Raw genomic sequence first — 15,559 nt, 5'->3', positions numbered from 1 at the left:
GTTCGGCAGGAGAGTTGAGCGCAGAACTGCGTCGGATTGGCGACAGCGCGCGCTGCTCAGGCGTCGATCAGCTCGCGATACAGCCGGGCGTAATGCTGCGCCGGGTTCTTCCACGACACGTCGGTGGTCATGCCGTTGATCTGCAGGTTGCGCCAGGTGGCGTGGTCGGCGTGGAGCGCGGCGGTCTTCGTCAGCGCTTTCGCCAGCATCTGGGCGGTCACCGGCGAGAACTGAACGCCGGTCGCCACCCCGGTGGCGATCGCCATCTCGTTGGCGTCCACCACCGTATCGGCGAGGCCGCCGACCCGCGCCACCACCGGCACCGCACCATAGCGCAGCGCGCAGAGCTGGGTCAGGCCGCAGGGCTCGAACCGCGACGGCACCAGCAGCGCGTCGGCGCCGGCCTGGATCTGATGCGCCAGCGCTTCGTCATAGCCGATCACCGCGCCGACCTGCCCCGGATATTTCAGCGCGGCGGTGCGAAAACCCTCTTCCAGCGGCGTGTCGCCGGAGCCGAGCAGCGCGAGTTGCGCGCCCTCCGCCAGCATTCCCGGCAGCACCTCGAGCAGCATGTCGAGGCCCTTCTGCCAGGACAGCCGGCTGATCACGCCGTACAGCAGCGTGTCCGGTTCGTTGCGCAGGCCGAACCGGGCCTGCAGCGCCTGCTTGTTGCGGGCGCGCGCGCCGATCGTCTCGACGTCGTAGGTCGCCGGGATCAGTTCGTCGCTCGCGGGGTCCCACACCCCCGTATCGATGCCATTGAGGATGCCGCTGAGCCGGCCGGCACGCAGCCGCAGCAGACCTTCGAGGCCCATGCCGGCGTCCGGGCCCTGGATTTCGAGCGCGTAGCTCGGCGAGACCGTGGTGATGCGGTCGGCGAGCTGCAGCCCGGCTTTCAGATAGCCGATGCTGCCGTAATATTCGACGCCGTCGAGGCTGAAGGCGCGCTCCGGCAGCCCGAGCCGTTCGAGCAGATCGGCAGGAAACTGGCCCTGATAGGCCAGATTATGGATGGTGAAGACGCATTTCGGCCCGGGCCGGCCGCTGTAGCGCAAATAGGCCGGCACCAGCCCGGTCTGCCAGTCGTGGGCGTGCAGGATGTCCGGCGCATAGCCCGGCAGCAGGCCCTGCCCGATCCAGGCGCCGGCCTGCGCCAGCGCGGCGAAGCGCAATGCGTTGTCGGGCCAATCCTTCGCGTCCGGGCCCACATAGGGATTGCCGGGGCGGACATAGAGATGCGGCGCGTCGAGCACCAGCAGCTCCAGCTCCTCGCACCGCGCCGTCAGCAGCCGCGCGCTGCCGCCGAAGAAATCCGCGAAGCTGTGGACCTGTTGCGGGTCCTCGATGCCGCCCAGCACCGCCGGATAGCCCGGCACCAGCGTGCGCATCGCGATGCCGTGCGCCTTCAACGCCGTCGGCAGCGCGCCGGTGACGTCGGCGAGGCCGCCGGTCTTGATCAGCGGGAAGATTTCCGACGCGATCGACAGCGCCGTCAGCGCGCTCATTGGTCGAGCCTGTCGATCATCGGCTGGGTGATCAGGCAGATGCCGTTGTCGGTGCGCCTGAATCGCTTGGCGTCGAGTTCGGGGTCCTCGCCGACCACCAGCCCGGGCGGAATCCGCACTTCGGCGTCGACCACCACGTTCTTGAGCCGGCACGAGCGCGCGATGTCCACATAGGGCAGGATCACGGCGCCTTCGACCTGCGAATAGGAATGCGCCCGCACGCCGGTGAACAGCAGCGTGTGCCTCAGCGACGCGCCCGAAATGATGCAGCCGCCCGACACCAGCGACGACACCGCCTCGCCGCGACGGCCGTCCTTGTCGTGGACGAATTTCGCCGGCGGCGTGATCTCCCCATAGGTCCAGATCGGCCATTCGCGGTCGTACAAATCGAGCTGCGGCACGATGTCGGTGAGGTCGATATTGGCCGCCCAATAGGCGTCGACGGTGCCGGCGTCGCGCCAGTAGCTGTTGGCCTCGGCGTGCGAGCGGACGCAGGATTTGTCGAAATTATGCGCCACCGCTTTGGCGTTCGCGACCAGATAGGGGATGATGTCCTTGCCGAAATCGTGCGACGAATGCGGGTCGGCGGCGTCGCGCTTCAGTTCCTCGATCAGGAATTTGGTGTCGAACACATAGATGCCCATGCTGGCGAGCGACATGCCGGGCTTGCCGGGAATCGACGGCGGGTCGGCGGGCTTTTCCAGGAAGGTGTGGATCACCCCGTCCGGATTGACGTGCATCACGCCGAACCCCGACGCCTCGGCGCACGGCACCTGAAGGCAGCCGACGGTGACGTCGGCGCCCGCGTCGACGTGCTGCTGCAGCATCTTCTCGTAGTCCATCTTGTAGACGTGGTCGCCCGCCAGGAGCACGATGAACTTCGGATCATAACTCTCGATGATGTCGATGTTCTGATAGACCGCGTCAGCAGTTCCTCGGTACCACATGTCGTCTGAGACGCGCTGGCTCGCCGGCAGGATGTCGAAGCTCTCGTTGCGCTCCGGCCGGAAGAAGTTCCAGCCGCGCTGCAGATGCCGGATCAGGCTGTGCGCCTTGTATTGCGTCGCGACCGCAATGCGGCGGATGCCGGAATTCAACGCGTTCGACAGCGCGAAATCGATGATCCGCGATTTGCCGCCGAAATACACCGCCGGCTTGGCGCGGCGGTCGGTCAGCTCCATCAGCCGGCTTCCTCGCCCTCCTGCCAGCACATAGGCCATGGCGTGGCGGGCGAGCGGAGCGGTAACACCGTTACTCATGAAGCCTCTCAAAGTGCCGTCGATGACGGGCGTTCCGGTTCAGCCGATGTGACGCGTCCGGACTGCCCGTGAAGCCGTGCCATATTGCATCGCCGCAGTGTGGCGGAGGCGGTGAAGCCTTGCAATGGCGCGGCGCAACAGCCGGCGCGGCGAAATGACGTCGCATTGCCGAGTACTGCAATTCGCATGTCATGATTTGCGATGCCGCAAAGACTTGCTTTGAATCGCTCCATGCGGCGATTCGCGAGGCGAGGCTTCGGCCTGACGGGCCTGCATGCCGTGGCTCAGGCCCGAATTCGCACCGGCACCGACTTGTTCGCCGGCGTCTTGGACTCCTTGTCGTGATGCGTCAGCGCGATCAAGGGATTCATCTCCGGATAATAACCGCCGAGGCAGCCGTCCGGCAGCCTGAACGGCGTCACCTTCAGCGGCCCGACCTCGCGGTGGACGCCGTCTTCGGCGTCGCTCTCCAGCCAGACCATCTGGCCGTCGCGCAGGCCCTGGCGGGCGATGTCGTCCGGATTGATCAGCAGCACGTCGCGCCGTCCCTCGATGCCGCGCAGCCGGTCGCTCATGCCGTAGATCGTGGTGTTGAACTGGTCGTTGGAGCGCATCGTCAGCAGCCGGTAGCGCCCCGGCGCGTCGTCGAAGCCGATCGAGTTGAGCACCTCCGGAGTCGTGAATTCGGCCTTGCCGCTTTCGGTCTGCCAGATCCGCTCGCGGGCGTCGTTGCCCTTGTAGAACCCGCCCGGCGTGAACATCCGCGCGTTGAAGTCGTGGAACATGTCCGGATAGCTTTCCTCGATGAGGTCGCGCACCAGGCCGTAATCGCCGACCCAGTCGTCCCACCTCACCTTCGGGTTCGACGGCAGCGTCGCCTTGGCGATGCCGGCGATGATCGCCAGCTCCGACATGAGATGTTCGCTCGCCGGCGTGCGCAGCCCGATCGAGCCCTGGATGCAACTGAACGTATCCTCCATCGTCACCGCCTGCGGACCCGAAGCCTGGATGTCCTGCTCGGTGCGGCCGAGGCAGGGCAGCAGATAGGCCGACCGGCCGTTGACCAGATGGCTGCGGTTGAGCTTGGTGGCGATCTGCACGGTGAGCTGCATCCGCGTCCAGGCCTTCTCCAGCGCGCCTTGATCGGGGATGGCGCGGATGAAATTGCCGCCGAGGCCGATGAAGGCGTGGACCTTGCCCTCGAGCAGGCCGTGGCACGCCTCGACCGTGTTCATGCCCTTGTCGCGCGGCGGTGAGAATCCGAACTGCTCGGCCATCTTGTCGAGCGGCACCAGCTCGGGCTTTTCGGCGATGCCGACGGTGCGCTGGCCCTGCACGTTGGAATGGCCGCGCACCGGCGAGATGCCGGCGCCCTCGCGGCCGATATTGCCGCGCAGCAACAGCAGATTGAGCAGCATCGCGATGTTGTCGAAGCCGTGGACGTGCTGGGTCAGGCCCATGCCGTAGACGCCGATGACGCGCTCGGCCTTCACATAGACGTCGGCGGCGGCTTCGATCGCCGCGCGGGTCAGCCCCGATTCGGCTTCGATCTGCTGCCACGAGGTGGCGCGCACCTTGGCTTTGAAGACGTCGAGCCCGTGGGTGTGGGCTTCGATGAAGTCGACGTCGAGCACGCGCCTGGCGCCGCTCGCCTTCGCGGCGTCGTCGGCCGCGAACACGTGCTTGCACATCCCGGTCAGCGCCGCGATGTCGCCGCCGACCTTGAGCTGGTGGTACTGGCACGAGATCGGGGTTTCGCTGCCGGTCAGCATCTGGGTCGGGCTCTGCGGATTGACGAAGCTCTCCAGCGCCCGCTCGCGCACCGGGTTGAACGTCACGATCGGCACGCCGCGCTTGGCGGCTTCCTGCAGCGGATGCAGAAAGCGCGGGCTGTTGGTGCCGGGATTCTGGCCGAAGAAAAACATCGCGTCGCATTTCGACAGATCGTCGAACACCACGGTGCCGACGCCGACGCCGATCAGCTTCGTCAGCGCCACCGAGGTGGTCTCGTGGCACATGTTGGAGCTGTCGGGCAGATTGTTGTTGCCGTACAGCCGGGCGAACAGCGCGTAGAGATATGACGTCTCCAGGCTGGCGCGGCCGGAGGCGTAGAACACGGCCGATTTCGGATCGATCGAGCGCAGATGCTCGGCGATGCCCTGAAACGCCTCGTCCCACGAACACGGCACGTAGTGATCGGTCGCGGAATCGTAGCGCATCGGCTCGGTCAGCCGGCCCTGCATCTCGAGGTCGTAATCGGCCCAGCCGCGCAGCTCGGTGACGCTGTGCTCGGCGAAGAACTCCGGCGTGCAGCGCTTGCTGGTCAATTCCCACAGCGTCGCCTTGGCGCCGTTCTCGCAGAACTCGAAAGTGTGGTGATCGGCCGGCTTGGCCCAGGAGCACGACACGCACATGAAGCCTTTCGGCTTGTTCTGGCGCATCAGCGTTTCGATCGCCGTCGGCGTATTCCATTCCTTGCCGAAGATGCTGGCGATGCCCTGCAGCGAGCCCCAGCCGCCGGCCGGGCCGTCATATTCGACGGTCCGCTCGGAGTCGGGGAGGTCGGCTTCGTGGATTCGGGTGTCGACCTGAGTATCGAGCTGAGTATCGTCCTGGGCCATGCCGCGCTCCTCGCGACGCGCAATGCGGCGTCGCGGAACACAACCGGCCGTCCCCACAACGGTTCCGGAGCGGCCGTCGCCGCTCCGCGCAATGTGAGCGCCGGCGGACTCTACAGCGGCAGGATCACGACTTCGGCGCTCAGCCGTTCGACATCGGCCGGGCGGCACAATTCGGTGCCGTGCATGGTGAGCGAGGCGGAGCCGGCGGCGAGTGCCAGCCGGAATGCGTCCTCGATCGGCCGCCCCTGCGCCAGGCTGAAGGCGATCGCGCCGAGGAAACTGTCGCCGGCGCCGACGGTGGAGACCTGCGCGACCGGCAGCGCCGGCGAGCGCAGCGCCTTGTCCTTCGTCACCAGCAGCGCGCCGAGATGGCCGAGCGACAGAGCGACGATCTCGACCTTGCCGGCCGCGATCGGCTCGCGTGCGGCGGCGATCCAGTCGTGCTCGTTGGCGAGCGGCCGGCCGGCCAGCTCCTGCATCTCGCGCAGGTTAGGCTTGATCAGCGTGACGCCGTGGTCGAGCGCGGCGACGAGCTGGTCGCCCGAGGTGTCGAGAAAGAACTTGGCGCCGATCCGCTTCGCCACCGCGGCGGCCTGGGCGTAGAAATCATGCGGCACGCCCGGCGGCAGGCTGCCCGAGCCGACCACGATCTTCGGCGCCGGGTCGGTTCCGCCGAGAATTTCCAGCAGCCCGCGCCATTCGCCCTCGGCCAATGCCTCGCCCGGCAGCACGAAGCGGAACTGCTCGCCGGTTTCGGATTCCGTAACCGAGAAATCCTCGCGGGTCTCGGCCACAGCCTCGATGATGCGGCTCGGGATCTGCTCGCGGTCGAGCAGCGAGCGCAGCAGCCGGCCGGTGAAGCCGCCGGCCGGATAAATCGCCTCGACGTCGCCGCCGAACCGCTTCACCACCCGCGCCACATTGATGCCGCCGCCGCCGGGATCGCGCTGCTGCGCCGCGCAGCGCAGCTTGCGGCTCGGCACCATGCGGGCGACCGAGGTCGACAGGTCGATGGCGGGATTGGGCGTGAGGGTCACGAGTTCGACCATCGCGGAAGGTCTCCAGTGCTGGCTTGCGGGGAATCGACGGACGAGCGGACGCCCCGACGGGACGTCGGGCAGACGTCGCAATGTCACGCGGCTGGCAGCGAACGCCGTTGACGCACGTCAACGCCGCGTCGTCGATGTGCGCTCCACTCTTACTGCTGCACGGCGGGCGGTTGCACGCGACTCAAACGCGCAGCGCGTTGGACGGATGACGATGGTAGCGCCGCCATTGGCGGCTCATCGCCGAGGGGGATCGATCGGGCCATGGCGAAAGCGACCAAGATCGTCTTCCTCGGCGCCAGCAGTGCGTCATTCGGCCTCAGCATGTTGCGCGACCTGTTCGCGACGCCGGAGCTGCGCGGCGCGACGCTGGTGATGGTCGGGCTCGACGCCGCCAGACTCGGCACCATGACCGAGCTGGCGAAGCTGCTGAACGAGCGGACCGGCGCCGGCTTCGTGATCGAACAGACCACCGACCGCCGCGCCGCGCTGGACGGCGCAGGCTTCGTCGTCAACGCCACCGCGATCGATCGCAACCGGCTGTGGAGGCAGGATTTCGAGGTGCCGAAGAAGCACGGCATCCGGCATACGCTCGGCGAGAATGGCGGCCCCGGCGGGCTGTTCTTCACGCTGCGGACGCTGCCGCTGGTGTTCGATTTCATCCGCGATATCGAGGAGCTGTGCCCGGACGCGCTGTTCCTCAACTACTCCAATCCGGAAAGCCGGATCGTGCTGGCGGTCGGGCGCTATTCGAAGGTGCGCTGCATCGGCCTGTGTCACGGCATCTTCATGGGCCGCGACGCGGTCGCCGATATCATGGGACTGCCGCGCGAGCGCGTCGAGGTGTGGGGCGCCGGGCTCAATCACTTCCAGTGCCTGCTGCAGATCCGCGATCGCCTTACCGGCGAAGACCTCGCGCCGCGGCTGCGCGAGGCGGAGCAACGCTTCGATCCGAACGCGTGGCGCTTCACGCGGCGGCTGTACCGTGCCTTCGGCCACTGGCTGACCTGCAGCGACGATCATCTCGGCGAATATCTGGCCTATGGCTGGGAGGCCGGCGAGCGCGGCTATGATTTCGCCGGCGACGAACGCAGCCGCGTCGAAACCCTCGCGCAGATCGACGGCGTGCTGGCCGGGACGATGCCGGTGCCGGCGTGGTGGACCGAGCCGTCGGGCGAGCGCGGCGCCGCGGTGATCGCCGCGATGCTGCACGACCAGAAGCGCTTCGTCGAATCCGGCATCGTGATGAACCGCGGCGTCATCCCGAATCTGCCGGCGGAGCTCGCGGTGGAAGTGCCGGTGACGGTCGACGCCGCCGGCGTGCATCCGGTGTCGCTCGGGCCGCTGCCCGACCCGGTCGCCAAGCTGATGTCGATGCAGGCGAATGTGCAGCAGCTCGCGGTCGAGGCGGCGATGCACGCGTCCAAAGAGCTGGCGCTGCAGGCGCTGCTGATCGACCCGGTGGTCAACTCGGCCATTGCCGCCGAACAGATTCTCGACGAGCTGTGGGAGATCAACCGGCCGTATATCCGGAGCTGCGTGGCGTGAGGGGCCGGCACTGACTTTCAACACGTCATGCCCGGGCTCGTCCCGGGCATCCACGACTTGCCGAGTCAGCGGCGGGACAGTCGTGGATGGCCGGGACGAAGCCCGGCCATGACGGTGCAGTTTGCAGCGTGAACGATCTACAGAAGCGTCGATCGCGGCAAGCGAACCGCCGCCCTCAATGCGACATCAGCACCGGCACGGTCATCGACGCCAGCATCTCGCGGGTGACGCCGCCGAGTACGAATTCGCGCAGCCGCGAATGGCCGTAGCCGCCCATCACCAAGAGGTCGGCGGATGAATCCGCCACATGCGACAGGATGGTGCCGGCGACGCCGATATCCGGCGAGGTGATCATCTTGATGTCGAGCTTGATGCCGTGGCGCGCCAGATGGTTGGCCATCTCGATGCCGCGCAGCTCGTTCTGGTCGCGGACCTTGTGGTCGCGCACGATCAACAGCTCGACCGCGCCGGCGCGGCGCAGCAACGGTCGCGCATCGTTGATCGCGCGGGTGGCGGCGCGGCTGCCGTCCCAGCAGCAGATCACCCGGTCGAGCTTGACGGGTTCTTTCTGGATGTAGGGCACGATCAGCACCGGCCGGCCGGAATCGAACAGCACCTGTTCGATCAGGATGTCGTTGTCGGCGTTCTCGGGATCGGACTGCATGATCACCGACAGGTCGAACCGCCGCGCCATCCGCGGAAACCGGCCCGAGGTGCCGTAGGGCGTCTCCAGCAGATGATGCTCGGCCGAGACCCCCTCGCGCTTGCAGGCGGCCTCGAAGCGTTCGACGGCGCCGCGGGCCGCGGTCTCGCTCTCCGCCAGCATCTTGGTCATCACGTCGGAGGGGAAGTCCGGCATCGTGAAGCTCGGCAGCGACTCATAGGCGAAGCAGGCGCCCGACACATGGGCGTCGAACATCCGCGCGATCGCGATGGCGACGCTGCCGACGGCGTCGCGCGACGGGTTGCGTTCGAGATTGACGATGAGATCCTTGATCATGGTCGTGCTCCCCCTGGTGTTGGTCGGTTGTCGTTGCGGCCGCTGGCGATCGATCCGCGGTGCGCGGCCGTGCGCCGATGCGGCTGTATAGCACTGCCGCGGAACGAAATGGCCGGGCCGCAGCGTCGCGCCGTGCATGCCTCATTTGCTCTCCGCAATGGTCGGTCCGGCCTGGTCCGGCGCGGGCGACGCCCAGCCTTCGTCGCCGACCAGCGGCACGAAGCGGACGTCGGCGAGTTGCTCGCAGCGGAAGTCGTCGGCGCCCGTGCGCGTCAGCCGGAGCAGCTTCTGGGCGCGCTGATCGGCGCCCACCGGCATCACCAGCCGGCCGCCGATCGCAAGCTGCGCCTTGAGCGATTCCGGCGGATGCGGCCCGGCCGCCGCCACCACGATCGCATCATACGGCGCGCGCTGCGGCCAGCCGCGCGAGCCGTCGCCCTGCCGGACCTGCACATGGCCGATGCCGAGCGCGGCGAGCGTCGCCGCGGCCCTGTCGGCGAGCGCGCCGATGCGTTCGATGGTGATGATTTCGCCGGCGATCCGCGCCAGCACCGCGGCCGCATAGCCGGAGCCGGCGCCGATTTCGAGCACCCGCTCGCCGCCTTTCAACTGCAGCGCCTCGATCATGGCGGCGACGATGTAGGGCTGCGAGATGGTCTGATCGCAGCCGATCGGCAGCGGCGAATCGTCATAAGCGAGATCGCGGGTCCGCTCCGGCAGGAACGCCTCGCGCGGCACCTGGCGCATCGCGTCGAGCACCAGCGGATCACGCACGCCGCGCGCGACGATCTGCTGCGCGACCATCCGCTCGCGCTGCGCGGCGAAGTCGGTCGCATCATTGCTGATCGGTGGATGCCGGGAGCCCGAAGCCGCCATCGCAACCTCCCCTGATCGTCGCCATCGGCGAAGCTCGCCACCACCATCCGAGCCGGCCGAGATGTTAGGAGCGCCCGGCCGCGCCTCGATTGATCCGGATCAAGCCGGCGCCGCAGGCGGTTCCGCGGCGACGCGACGCCGCCGCATTCGGATGCGAGCGTCGCCGCAACAACGAACCGGCCACCGCGGGTTCGGCGGCCGTCGCTGCCCGCGCGGATGGGCGCGCGCGGCGAGGAGAGCGGGATGCCTTACAGCTCGACCGACGATCTTCCCCCGTCGCTGCAGGTGCGGCTGCCGCTGCACGCGCAGGAGATCTATCTGGTCGCTTTCAACAGCGCGTTCGCCGAATATGCCGACCGCGGCGCCGAGGAGCAGGAGAGCACCGCGCATCGCGTCGCCTGGGCGGCGGTGAAGAAGCAGTATCGCAAACAGGACGAACGCTGGGTCGCGCGGGAGCCGGGCTGACCGCGACTCCGTCGCCGGCTTGCGCCGCCGGCCGTTGGCGCCGGGGCCGGCGCTACCTAGATGATAGTCCGGCAATGACCGGAGTGCGTCCGATGTCCGATCGTCTGGTGGTGTGCACGCAATGCGGCGGGGTCAACCGGCTGCCGGAGCAGCGCTCCGCGCTCGAAGCCAAATGCGGCAAATGCGGCGCGAAGATTTTCGACGGCCACCCCGCCGATGTCGGCGGCGACGTTTTCGACAAGCAGATCGCGCGCAGCTCGGTGCCGGTGCTGGTCGACGTCTGGGCGCCGTGGTGCGGGCCGTGCCGGGCGATGGCGCCGGCCTATGAGATCGCGGCGCGCGAGCTCGAGCCGACGGTGCGGCTGATCAAGCTGAATTCCGACAACGAGCAGCAGATCGCCGCCCGGCTCGGCATCAGCGGCATCCCGACCATGATCCTGTTCGACGGCGGCCGCGAGCGCGCCCGCACCTCCGGCGCGATGCCGGCCAGCGCGATCGTGCGCTGGGTGCGGGAGAATTTGCCGGGCTGAGCCGCGGCGTCACTTCGGCAGCGGCAGCGGGCCGTCGAGCTTGTCGCTGCGCATCACGAAGGAGGTGCGGATGTCCCGCACCGTCGGCAGCGCCAGCAGGCCGCGCAGCACGGTGGCCTCGTAGGCGGCGATATCCGGCACCACCACTTCGAGCAGGAAATCGGCGTCGCCCGACACCAGATGGCAGGCGACCACCTCCGGCATGTCGCGCACCGCGGCGATGAACGCCTCGGCATTGTCGCGCGAATGCCGCTCGACCCGGATGCCCGCGAAGGCGGTGACCGACAGCCCGACCGCCGCGCGATCGATCAGCGCCCGATAGCCCGCCACCACGCCGGCCTGTTCCAGCAGCCGGACCCGCCGCGAACAGGGCGACGGCGACAGCCCGACCCGCTCGGCCAGCGTGATGTTGGCAATCCGGGCGTCGGCCTGCAGCTCGGCGAGGATCTTGAGGTCGATCGCGTCCAGGCTGGCCCTGGCGGGATTGGTTATGAGGGGATCGATTTTGGCAGGATCGCTCATATGCTGCGCAGCAATTTGCCGAAGATCGCCAATTCATAGCTCTTCTGTGGCATCTTTGGCAAGATCGGCGGCCGGACCTGCGCCATACTGAAGCGCAAAGGAGCGCCCCATGACCCTTCCGCCGACCCGCCATCTCCCGAACAGCCTCGGCTTCGCCACCCGCGCCATCCACCATGGCTACGACCCGCAGGCGCATCTCGGCAGCCTCAACCCGCCGGTGTTCCTGACCTCGACCTATGCGTTCGACAGCGCCGCCGAGGGCGCGGCGCGGTTCGCCGGCGAGGCCGAGGGCTTCATCTATGGCCGGGTCGGCAACCCGACGGTGGCGGTGCTGGAGCGCCGGCTCGCCGAGCTGGAAGGCGGCGAGGCGGCGCTCGCGACCTCCTCGGGCGTCGGCGCGCTGACCGCTTTGGTCTGGACGCTGCTCAACGGCGGCGACGAGATCGTCGCCGACCAGATGCTGTATGGCTGCACCTTCGGCCTGTTCGAGCATCATCTGCCGCGCTTCGGCATCCGGGTGCGGTTCGCCGACCTCACCGATCCGGCCGGCCTCGAAGCGGCGCTGAGCGCGAACACCAGGATGGTGTTCACCGAGACGCCGTCGAACCCGAACATGCGGGTGGTCGATATCGCCGCCATCGCGGCGATTGCCCGCCGCGCCGGCGCGCTGCTCGTGGTCGACAACACCTATTGCACGCCGTATCTGCAGCGCCCGCTCGAACTCGGCGCCGACATCGTCACCCATTCGGCGACCAAATATCTCGGCGGCCATGGCGATCTGCTGGCCGGCGCCGTGGTGGCGTCGCAGGAGATCATCGACCGGCTGCGCTTCACCGGCATCAAGGAGCTGAACGGCGCCTGCATCTCGGCGTTCGACGCCTTTCTGATTTTGCGCGGGCTGAAAACGCTGACGCTGCGGATGGACCGCCACTGCGCCACCGCCGAAAAGCTCGCCCGCGACCTCGAAGCCCACCCGGCGGTGGCGCGGGTGTACTACCCGGGCCTTCCCAGCCATCCGCAGCACGCGCTCGCGCAAAAGCAGATGCGCCAGATGGGCGGCATGATCGCGTTGGAGCTGAAAGGCGGCCTCGCCGCCGGCCGCGCGCTGATGGACAATGTGAAGATCGCCACCCGGGCGGTGAGCCTCGGCGACGCCGAAACCCTGATCCAGCACCCCGCCAGCATGACCCACGCCACCTACGACCCCGACGAACGCGCCCGGCACGGGTTCACCGACGGGCTGATCCGGATTTCGGTGGGGCTGGAGGATTACGAGGATTTACGGGGGGATTTGCTGGGGGCGTTGTGAGCGCCGCGCACGCGCCGCGTTGGGCGAAGCGGTTCGTCATGAACTCCGGCCGCCGATCGAGCCCTTGCTCCGGCTGGTTGTCGGCTAGGGTTGCGGTCGACAGCTCGACGTTCCCATCCAGGTTCACGCAAATTATACCACGATGGAGAACGCTCCTATCCTGATCACACTTGCTGCTCTGACGCCCAGCCGCCTCATGCTAGCAATTAGGCGGTATTATTTTGCACGTTCGTCTTGGTTGGGGAACGATGGCCGTTCGTGGAGCGTCATTGCGGCAGCCCTACGCCCGAGAAGCGCGGGGGTGGCATCAGGAGTGGTCTCTCCGTCGAGCGATGACGATGGCCCGCATCGGGTATTGGGAATCGTACAACGCCGCGGCGACCGATTTCTGGTTGTCGCCTGAGGTTTTATCGCTCTACGATTTGCAAACGCCGCATGGTTCCGCTCCGATTGCTGCGACGCGAGATCGTCAGCCGTCCGAACGCCGCGACGACTTGCGGGCCCATTACGCCGCGTGCTGGACCGAGGGGCGGCCATTCGCGGTCGAGACGAGACTGCTCAAATCCGACGGCAGTCAGCTCGATTGCGTCGTGCACGGCGAACCGGAATTCGATTCGAACGGTCGTGTTCAGCGGGTCTTCGGCGTCGTCCGGGACGTCACGCAAAAGACCACGGCGCGACGGCTGTTAGCCGAGAGCGAACAGCGTCTGGCGGATTTCGTCAGCACCGCTTCGGACTGGTGTTGGGAGAGCGGCCCCGACCATCGGCTGCTCCCCTATCCCAAATCGCTCGACGGGAATGCAGCCCTGCAGACGGTGGCTTCCGGCGGCAAGGCGCGCTGGGAGCTGTCCTTCGCACCCGAAGAAGAAGGCTCCATGGCCCAGCACCGGGCCGACATGGAAGCCCGTCGCCCGTTCCGCGACTTCGTCTACACCTCGGTCGGGAACGACGGCTCGCGGATCAGTATCAGCACCAGCGGCAAGCCGATCTTTGCGGACGACGGGACATTCCTGGGCTATCGCGGCACGGCGAGCGATATCACCCAGCTCGAGGTCGCCCGCGCGCTGCTCGACCAGCGTACGCGGGCTCTGGAAGAGGCGCATCAGCTCGGCAAAATCGGAACCTGGAATCACAGGCTGGGGACGGGCCGAACCGTCTGGTCGCCCGAACTCTACCAACTCCTCGGCCTGGAGCCGGCCGCGTTCGAACCGACCTACGAGGGCACGAGGTCCTATTTTCTCGACGACGATGCGCAGCGTCTTCTGAAGCTGCAGGGCCGTGTGCTTCGCGGCAGCGAGACGGAAGCCGCCGACATCCGCATCCTGCACGCCGACGGCGCGCCGCGCGATCTGGCCATCATCTGCAAGGCCGAGATCGTCAACGGACAGATCATCGGCCTGATCGGCACCGCCCAGGACGTCACCGATCGCAAGGAAGCCGAGCGCAGGCTCGAACAGCTCGCCTATACGGATCCTTTGACGGGGCTCGCCAATCGCGCGCTGTTCAAGCGCAAACTCGCCTCTCTTCTCGATCAACCCGTTTCGGCAGCCGCCCGCAACGCGCTACTGCTGATCGACCTCGACCGCTTCAAGGAGGTCAACGATTCCCTCGGCCATTCCACCGGAGACGCCTTGCTGATTCACGTCGCGAGGGTGTTGAGGCAGGAGCTGGATCCGCAAGCTTTCATCGCCCGGATCGGCGGCGATGAATTCGCGGTGCTGACCAACAGCCGATCCGCGTCCGCCGACGAACCGATCGCCCTTGCTGATCGAATCATCGCCAAACTATCCGTCCCGGTCGAACTCGCCGAAGGCGAGGCCTGCATCGGCGCCACCATCGGCGTCGCCGTCCTGCCCGAGCATGGCGCAACCGTGGAGAAAGCCTCGCGCAACGCGGACCTCGCGCTCTACATGGCCAAGGAGGCCGGGCGCGGCCGGGCGCAACTGTTCGAGCCGATCTACGCCGAGGCGGTCGATCAAAGGCTGGACCTCGGCCGGCGCCTGCGCCACGCCGTCGAGAGCGGCGGCCTCACGACAAACTACCAGCCCCAGATCGATCTGAAGACCGGCCGGGTCAGTGGCTTCGAGGCGCTGCTGCGGTGGAGCCATCCCGAGCGCGGGCCGATTGCGCCGTCGGAATTCATTCCGATTGCGGAAAGCACCGGCCTGATCGTCGATCTCGGCCATTGGGTTCTGCGCGATGCCTGCAGGCAGATGCGCGCCTGGCTGGATGCCGGATTGCCGCCACGGTCGATTTCGGTGAACGTGTCGCCGGCTCAGATCTGGAACGGCGATTTCGAGGCGGTCGTGGCTGCTGTGCTTGCAGAGACCGGCCTGCCTGCAGAGCTGCTCTGCCTGGAGCTGACCGAAAGCCTGTTTGTCGATCATACCAAGCAGAAGGTCAGTAGTACGCTTGCGGCGTTGTCGAAGCTCGGCATCCAACTGGCGCTCGATGATTTCGGCTCCGGCTATTCGTCGCTCGGCTATCTGACGCGCCTGCCGTTCAATTGCCTGAAGATCGACCGGATATTCGTCGACGGCATCGCCACCGTGCCGGAGAAACGCAAACTGCTCGGCGGCATCATCGCGCTCTCGCACGGCCTCGGCATGAGCGTCGTGGCGGAAGGCGCCGAACTGGCCGCGGAGGTGGACGTGCTCACCGGCTTCGACTGCGACTTCGTGCAGGGCTACGTGTTCTCCCCGCCGATCACGGCCGATCAGGCGCCGCTGGTGGCGGCGGGCATCGAACGGGAGGTCGGGACGATGAAGTCGAAGATCGGCGCGCAATTCGCGGCGTGTTTGTCCGATATAGGATGAATCGCGGGCCCGCTTCGCCGGGAGTCTCGCCAGCGGGCGGACGACGTTCGCATCGCCACCCG

At 67.2% G+C, this 15,559-nt stretch carries 12 protein-coding genes; 5 read left to right on the top strand and 7 right to left on the bottom strand.

All coding sequences use genetic code 11. The annotated features are described in order from the left end of the window. Positions 1-56 precede the first annotated feature (56 nt). From glgA to SR870_RS18140, 4 genes are all read right to left on the bottom strand, one after another. Complete coding sequence (gene glgA, locus SR870_RS18155) at positions 57-1,505, bottom strand: glycogen synthase GlgA (RefSeq protein WP_322514925.1); 1,449 nt, start codon at positions 1,503-1,505, stop codon at positions 57-59. Further along, a complete protein-coding gene (gene glgC, locus SR870_RS18150) occupies positions 1,502-2,764 on the bottom strand; it encodes a glucose-1-phosphate adenylyltransferase (RefSeq protein WP_322514924.1) in 1,263 nt (420 codons plus the stop codon). Before glgC ends, glgA begins: the two co-directional genes overlap by 4 nt. Before the next feature lie 284 nt (positions 2,765-3,048). After that, positions 3,049-5,385: an FdhF/YdeP family oxidoreductase gene (locus SR870_RS18145; protein ID WP_322514923.1), complete on the bottom strand. Its 2,337-nt coding sequence runs from the start codon at positions 5,383-5,385 to the stop codon at positions 3,049-3,051. 110 nt (positions 5,386-5,495) lie between these two features. Next, the gene (locus SR870_RS18140; protein ID WP_322514922.1) at positions 5,496-6,434 is read right to left on the bottom strand and encodes a 1-phosphofructokinase family hexose kinase; all 939 of its coding nucleotides are present in this window, start codon (positions 6,432-6,434) and stop codon (positions 5,496-5,498) included. 261 nt (positions 6,435-6,695) lie between these two features. Here SR870_RS18140 and SR870_RS18135 point away from each other — a divergent pair, with 261 nt between their 5' ends. After that, the gene (locus SR870_RS18135; RefSeq protein WP_322514921.1) at positions 6,696-7,979 is read left to right on the top strand and encodes an alpha-glucosidase/alpha-galactosidase; all 1,284 of its coding nucleotides are present in this window, start codon (positions 6,696-6,698) and stop codon (positions 7,977-7,979) included. Positions 7,980-8,154: 175 nt separating this feature from the next. Here SR870_RS18135 and SR870_RS18130 read toward each other — a convergent pair whose 3' ends face one another. Continuing rightward, positions 8,155-8,979: a universal stress protein gene (locus tag SR870_RS18130; protein WP_322514920.1), complete on the bottom strand. Its 825-nt coding sequence runs from the start codon at positions 8,977-8,979 to the stop codon at positions 8,155-8,157. 141 nt (positions 8,980-9,120) lie between these two features. Continuing rightward, positions 9,121-9,855, bottom strand: a complete 735-nt coding sequence (locus SR870_RS18125) for a protein-L-isoaspartate(D-aspartate) O-methyltransferase (RefSeq protein WP_322514919.1) — start codon at positions 9,853-9,855, stop codon at positions 9,121-9,123. 243 nt (positions 9,856-10,098) lie between these two features. Here SR870_RS18125 and SR870_RS18120 point away from each other — a divergent pair, with 243 nt between their 5' ends. Then, positions 10,099-10,320: a ChaB family protein gene (locus tag SR870_RS18120; RefSeq protein ID WP_322514918.1), complete on the top strand. Its 222-nt coding sequence runs from the start codon at positions 10,099-10,101 to the stop codon at positions 10,318-10,320. Between the two features lie 92 nt (positions 10,321-10,412). Then, the gene (gene trxC / locus SR870_RS18115) at positions 10,413-10,850 is read left to right on the top strand and encodes a thioredoxin TrxC (protein WP_322514917.1); all 438 of its coding nucleotides are present in this window, start codon (positions 10,413-10,415) and stop codon (positions 10,848-10,850) included. 9 nt (positions 10,851-10,859) lie between these two features. Here trxC and SR870_RS18110 read toward each other — a convergent pair whose 3' ends face one another. After that, the gene (locus SR870_RS18110) at positions 10,860-11,372 is read right to left on the bottom strand and encodes an Lrp/AsnC family transcriptional regulator (RefSeq protein ID WP_322514916.1); all 513 of its coding nucleotides are present in this window, start codon (positions 11,370-11,372) and stop codon (positions 10,860-10,862) included. A 109-nt stretch (positions 11,373-11,481) separates the two neighbouring features. On the opposite strand from SR870_RS18110, the gene megL reads away from it, so the two are divergent. After that, positions 11,482-12,681, top strand: coding sequence for a methionine gamma-lyase (megL, locus tag SR870_RS18105; protein ID WP_322514915.1), 1,200 nt, complete (start codon positions 11,482-11,484; stop codon positions 12,679-12,681). A gap of 338 nt (positions 12,682-13,019) precedes the next feature. Beyond that, positions 13,020-15,497 carry an EAL and GGDEF domain-containing protein gene (locus tag SR870_RS18100; protein ID WP_322514914.1) on the top strand — a complete coding sequence of 826 codons (2,478 nt, stop codon included), beginning with the start codon at positions 13,020-13,022 and terminating at the stop codon, positions 15,495-15,497. The last annotated feature ends 62 nt before the right edge of the window (positions 15,498-15,559 follow it).

Origin of the sequence: Rhodopseudomonas palustris (genome assembly GCF_034479375.1) — a bacterium.
Lineage (GTDB): Bacteria > Pseudomonadota > Alphaproteobacteria > Rhizobiales > Xanthobacteraceae > Rhodopseudomonas > Rhodopseudomonas palustris_M.
Note: the sequence above shows the minus strand (reverse complement) of the source record. Positions and strands in the feature narration are given on the sequence as shown.

Bases quoted from the DNA above. Each gene is read 5' to 3' on its own strand.
- megL (WP_322514915.1), top strand. From the start codon at position 11,482: ATGACCCTTCCGCCGACCCGCCATCTCCCGAACAGCCTCGGCTTCGCC.
- glgC (WP_322514924.1), bottom strand. From the start codon at position 2,764: ATGAGTAACGGTGTTACCGCTCCGCTCGCCCGCCACGCCATGGCCTAT.
- SR870_RS18100 (WP_322514914.1), top strand. From the start codon at position 13,020: ATGGCCCGCATCGGGTATTGGGAATCGTACAACGCCGCGGCGACCGAT.
- SR870_RS18120 (WP_322514918.1), top strand. From the start codon at position 10,099: ATGCCTTACAGCTCGACCGACGATCTTCCCCCGTCGCTGCAGGTGCGG.
- SR870_RS18135 (WP_322514921.1), top strand. From the start codon at position 6,696: ATGGCGAAAGCGACCAAGATCGTCTTCCTCGGCGCCAGCAGTGCGTCA.
- SR870_RS18140 (WP_322514922.1), bottom strand. From the start codon at position 6,434: ATGGTCGAACTCGTGACCCTCACGCCCAATCCCGCCATCGACCTGTCG.
- trxC (WP_322514917.1), top strand. From the start codon at position 10,413: ATGTCCGATCGTCTGGTGGTGTGCACGCAATGCGGCGGGGTCAACCGG.
- SR870_RS18145 (WP_322514923.1), bottom strand. From the start codon at position 5,385: ATGGCCCAGGACGATACTCAGCTCGATACTCAGGTCGACACCCGAATC.
- glgA (WP_322514925.1), bottom strand. From the start codon at position 1,505: ATGAGCGCGCTGACGGCGCTGTCGATCGCGTCGGAAATCTTCCCGCTG.
- SR870_RS18110 (WP_322514916.1), bottom strand. From the start codon at position 11,372: ATGAGCGATCCTGCCAAAATCGATCCCCTCATAACCAATCCCGCCAGG.
- SR870_RS18130 (WP_322514920.1), bottom strand. From the start codon at position 8,979: ATGATCAAGGATCTCATCGTCAATCTCGAACGCAACCCGTCGCGCGAC.
- SR870_RS18125 (WP_322514919.1), bottom strand. From the start codon at position 9,855: ATGGCGGCTTCGGGCTCCCGGCATCCACCGATCAGCAATGATGCGACC.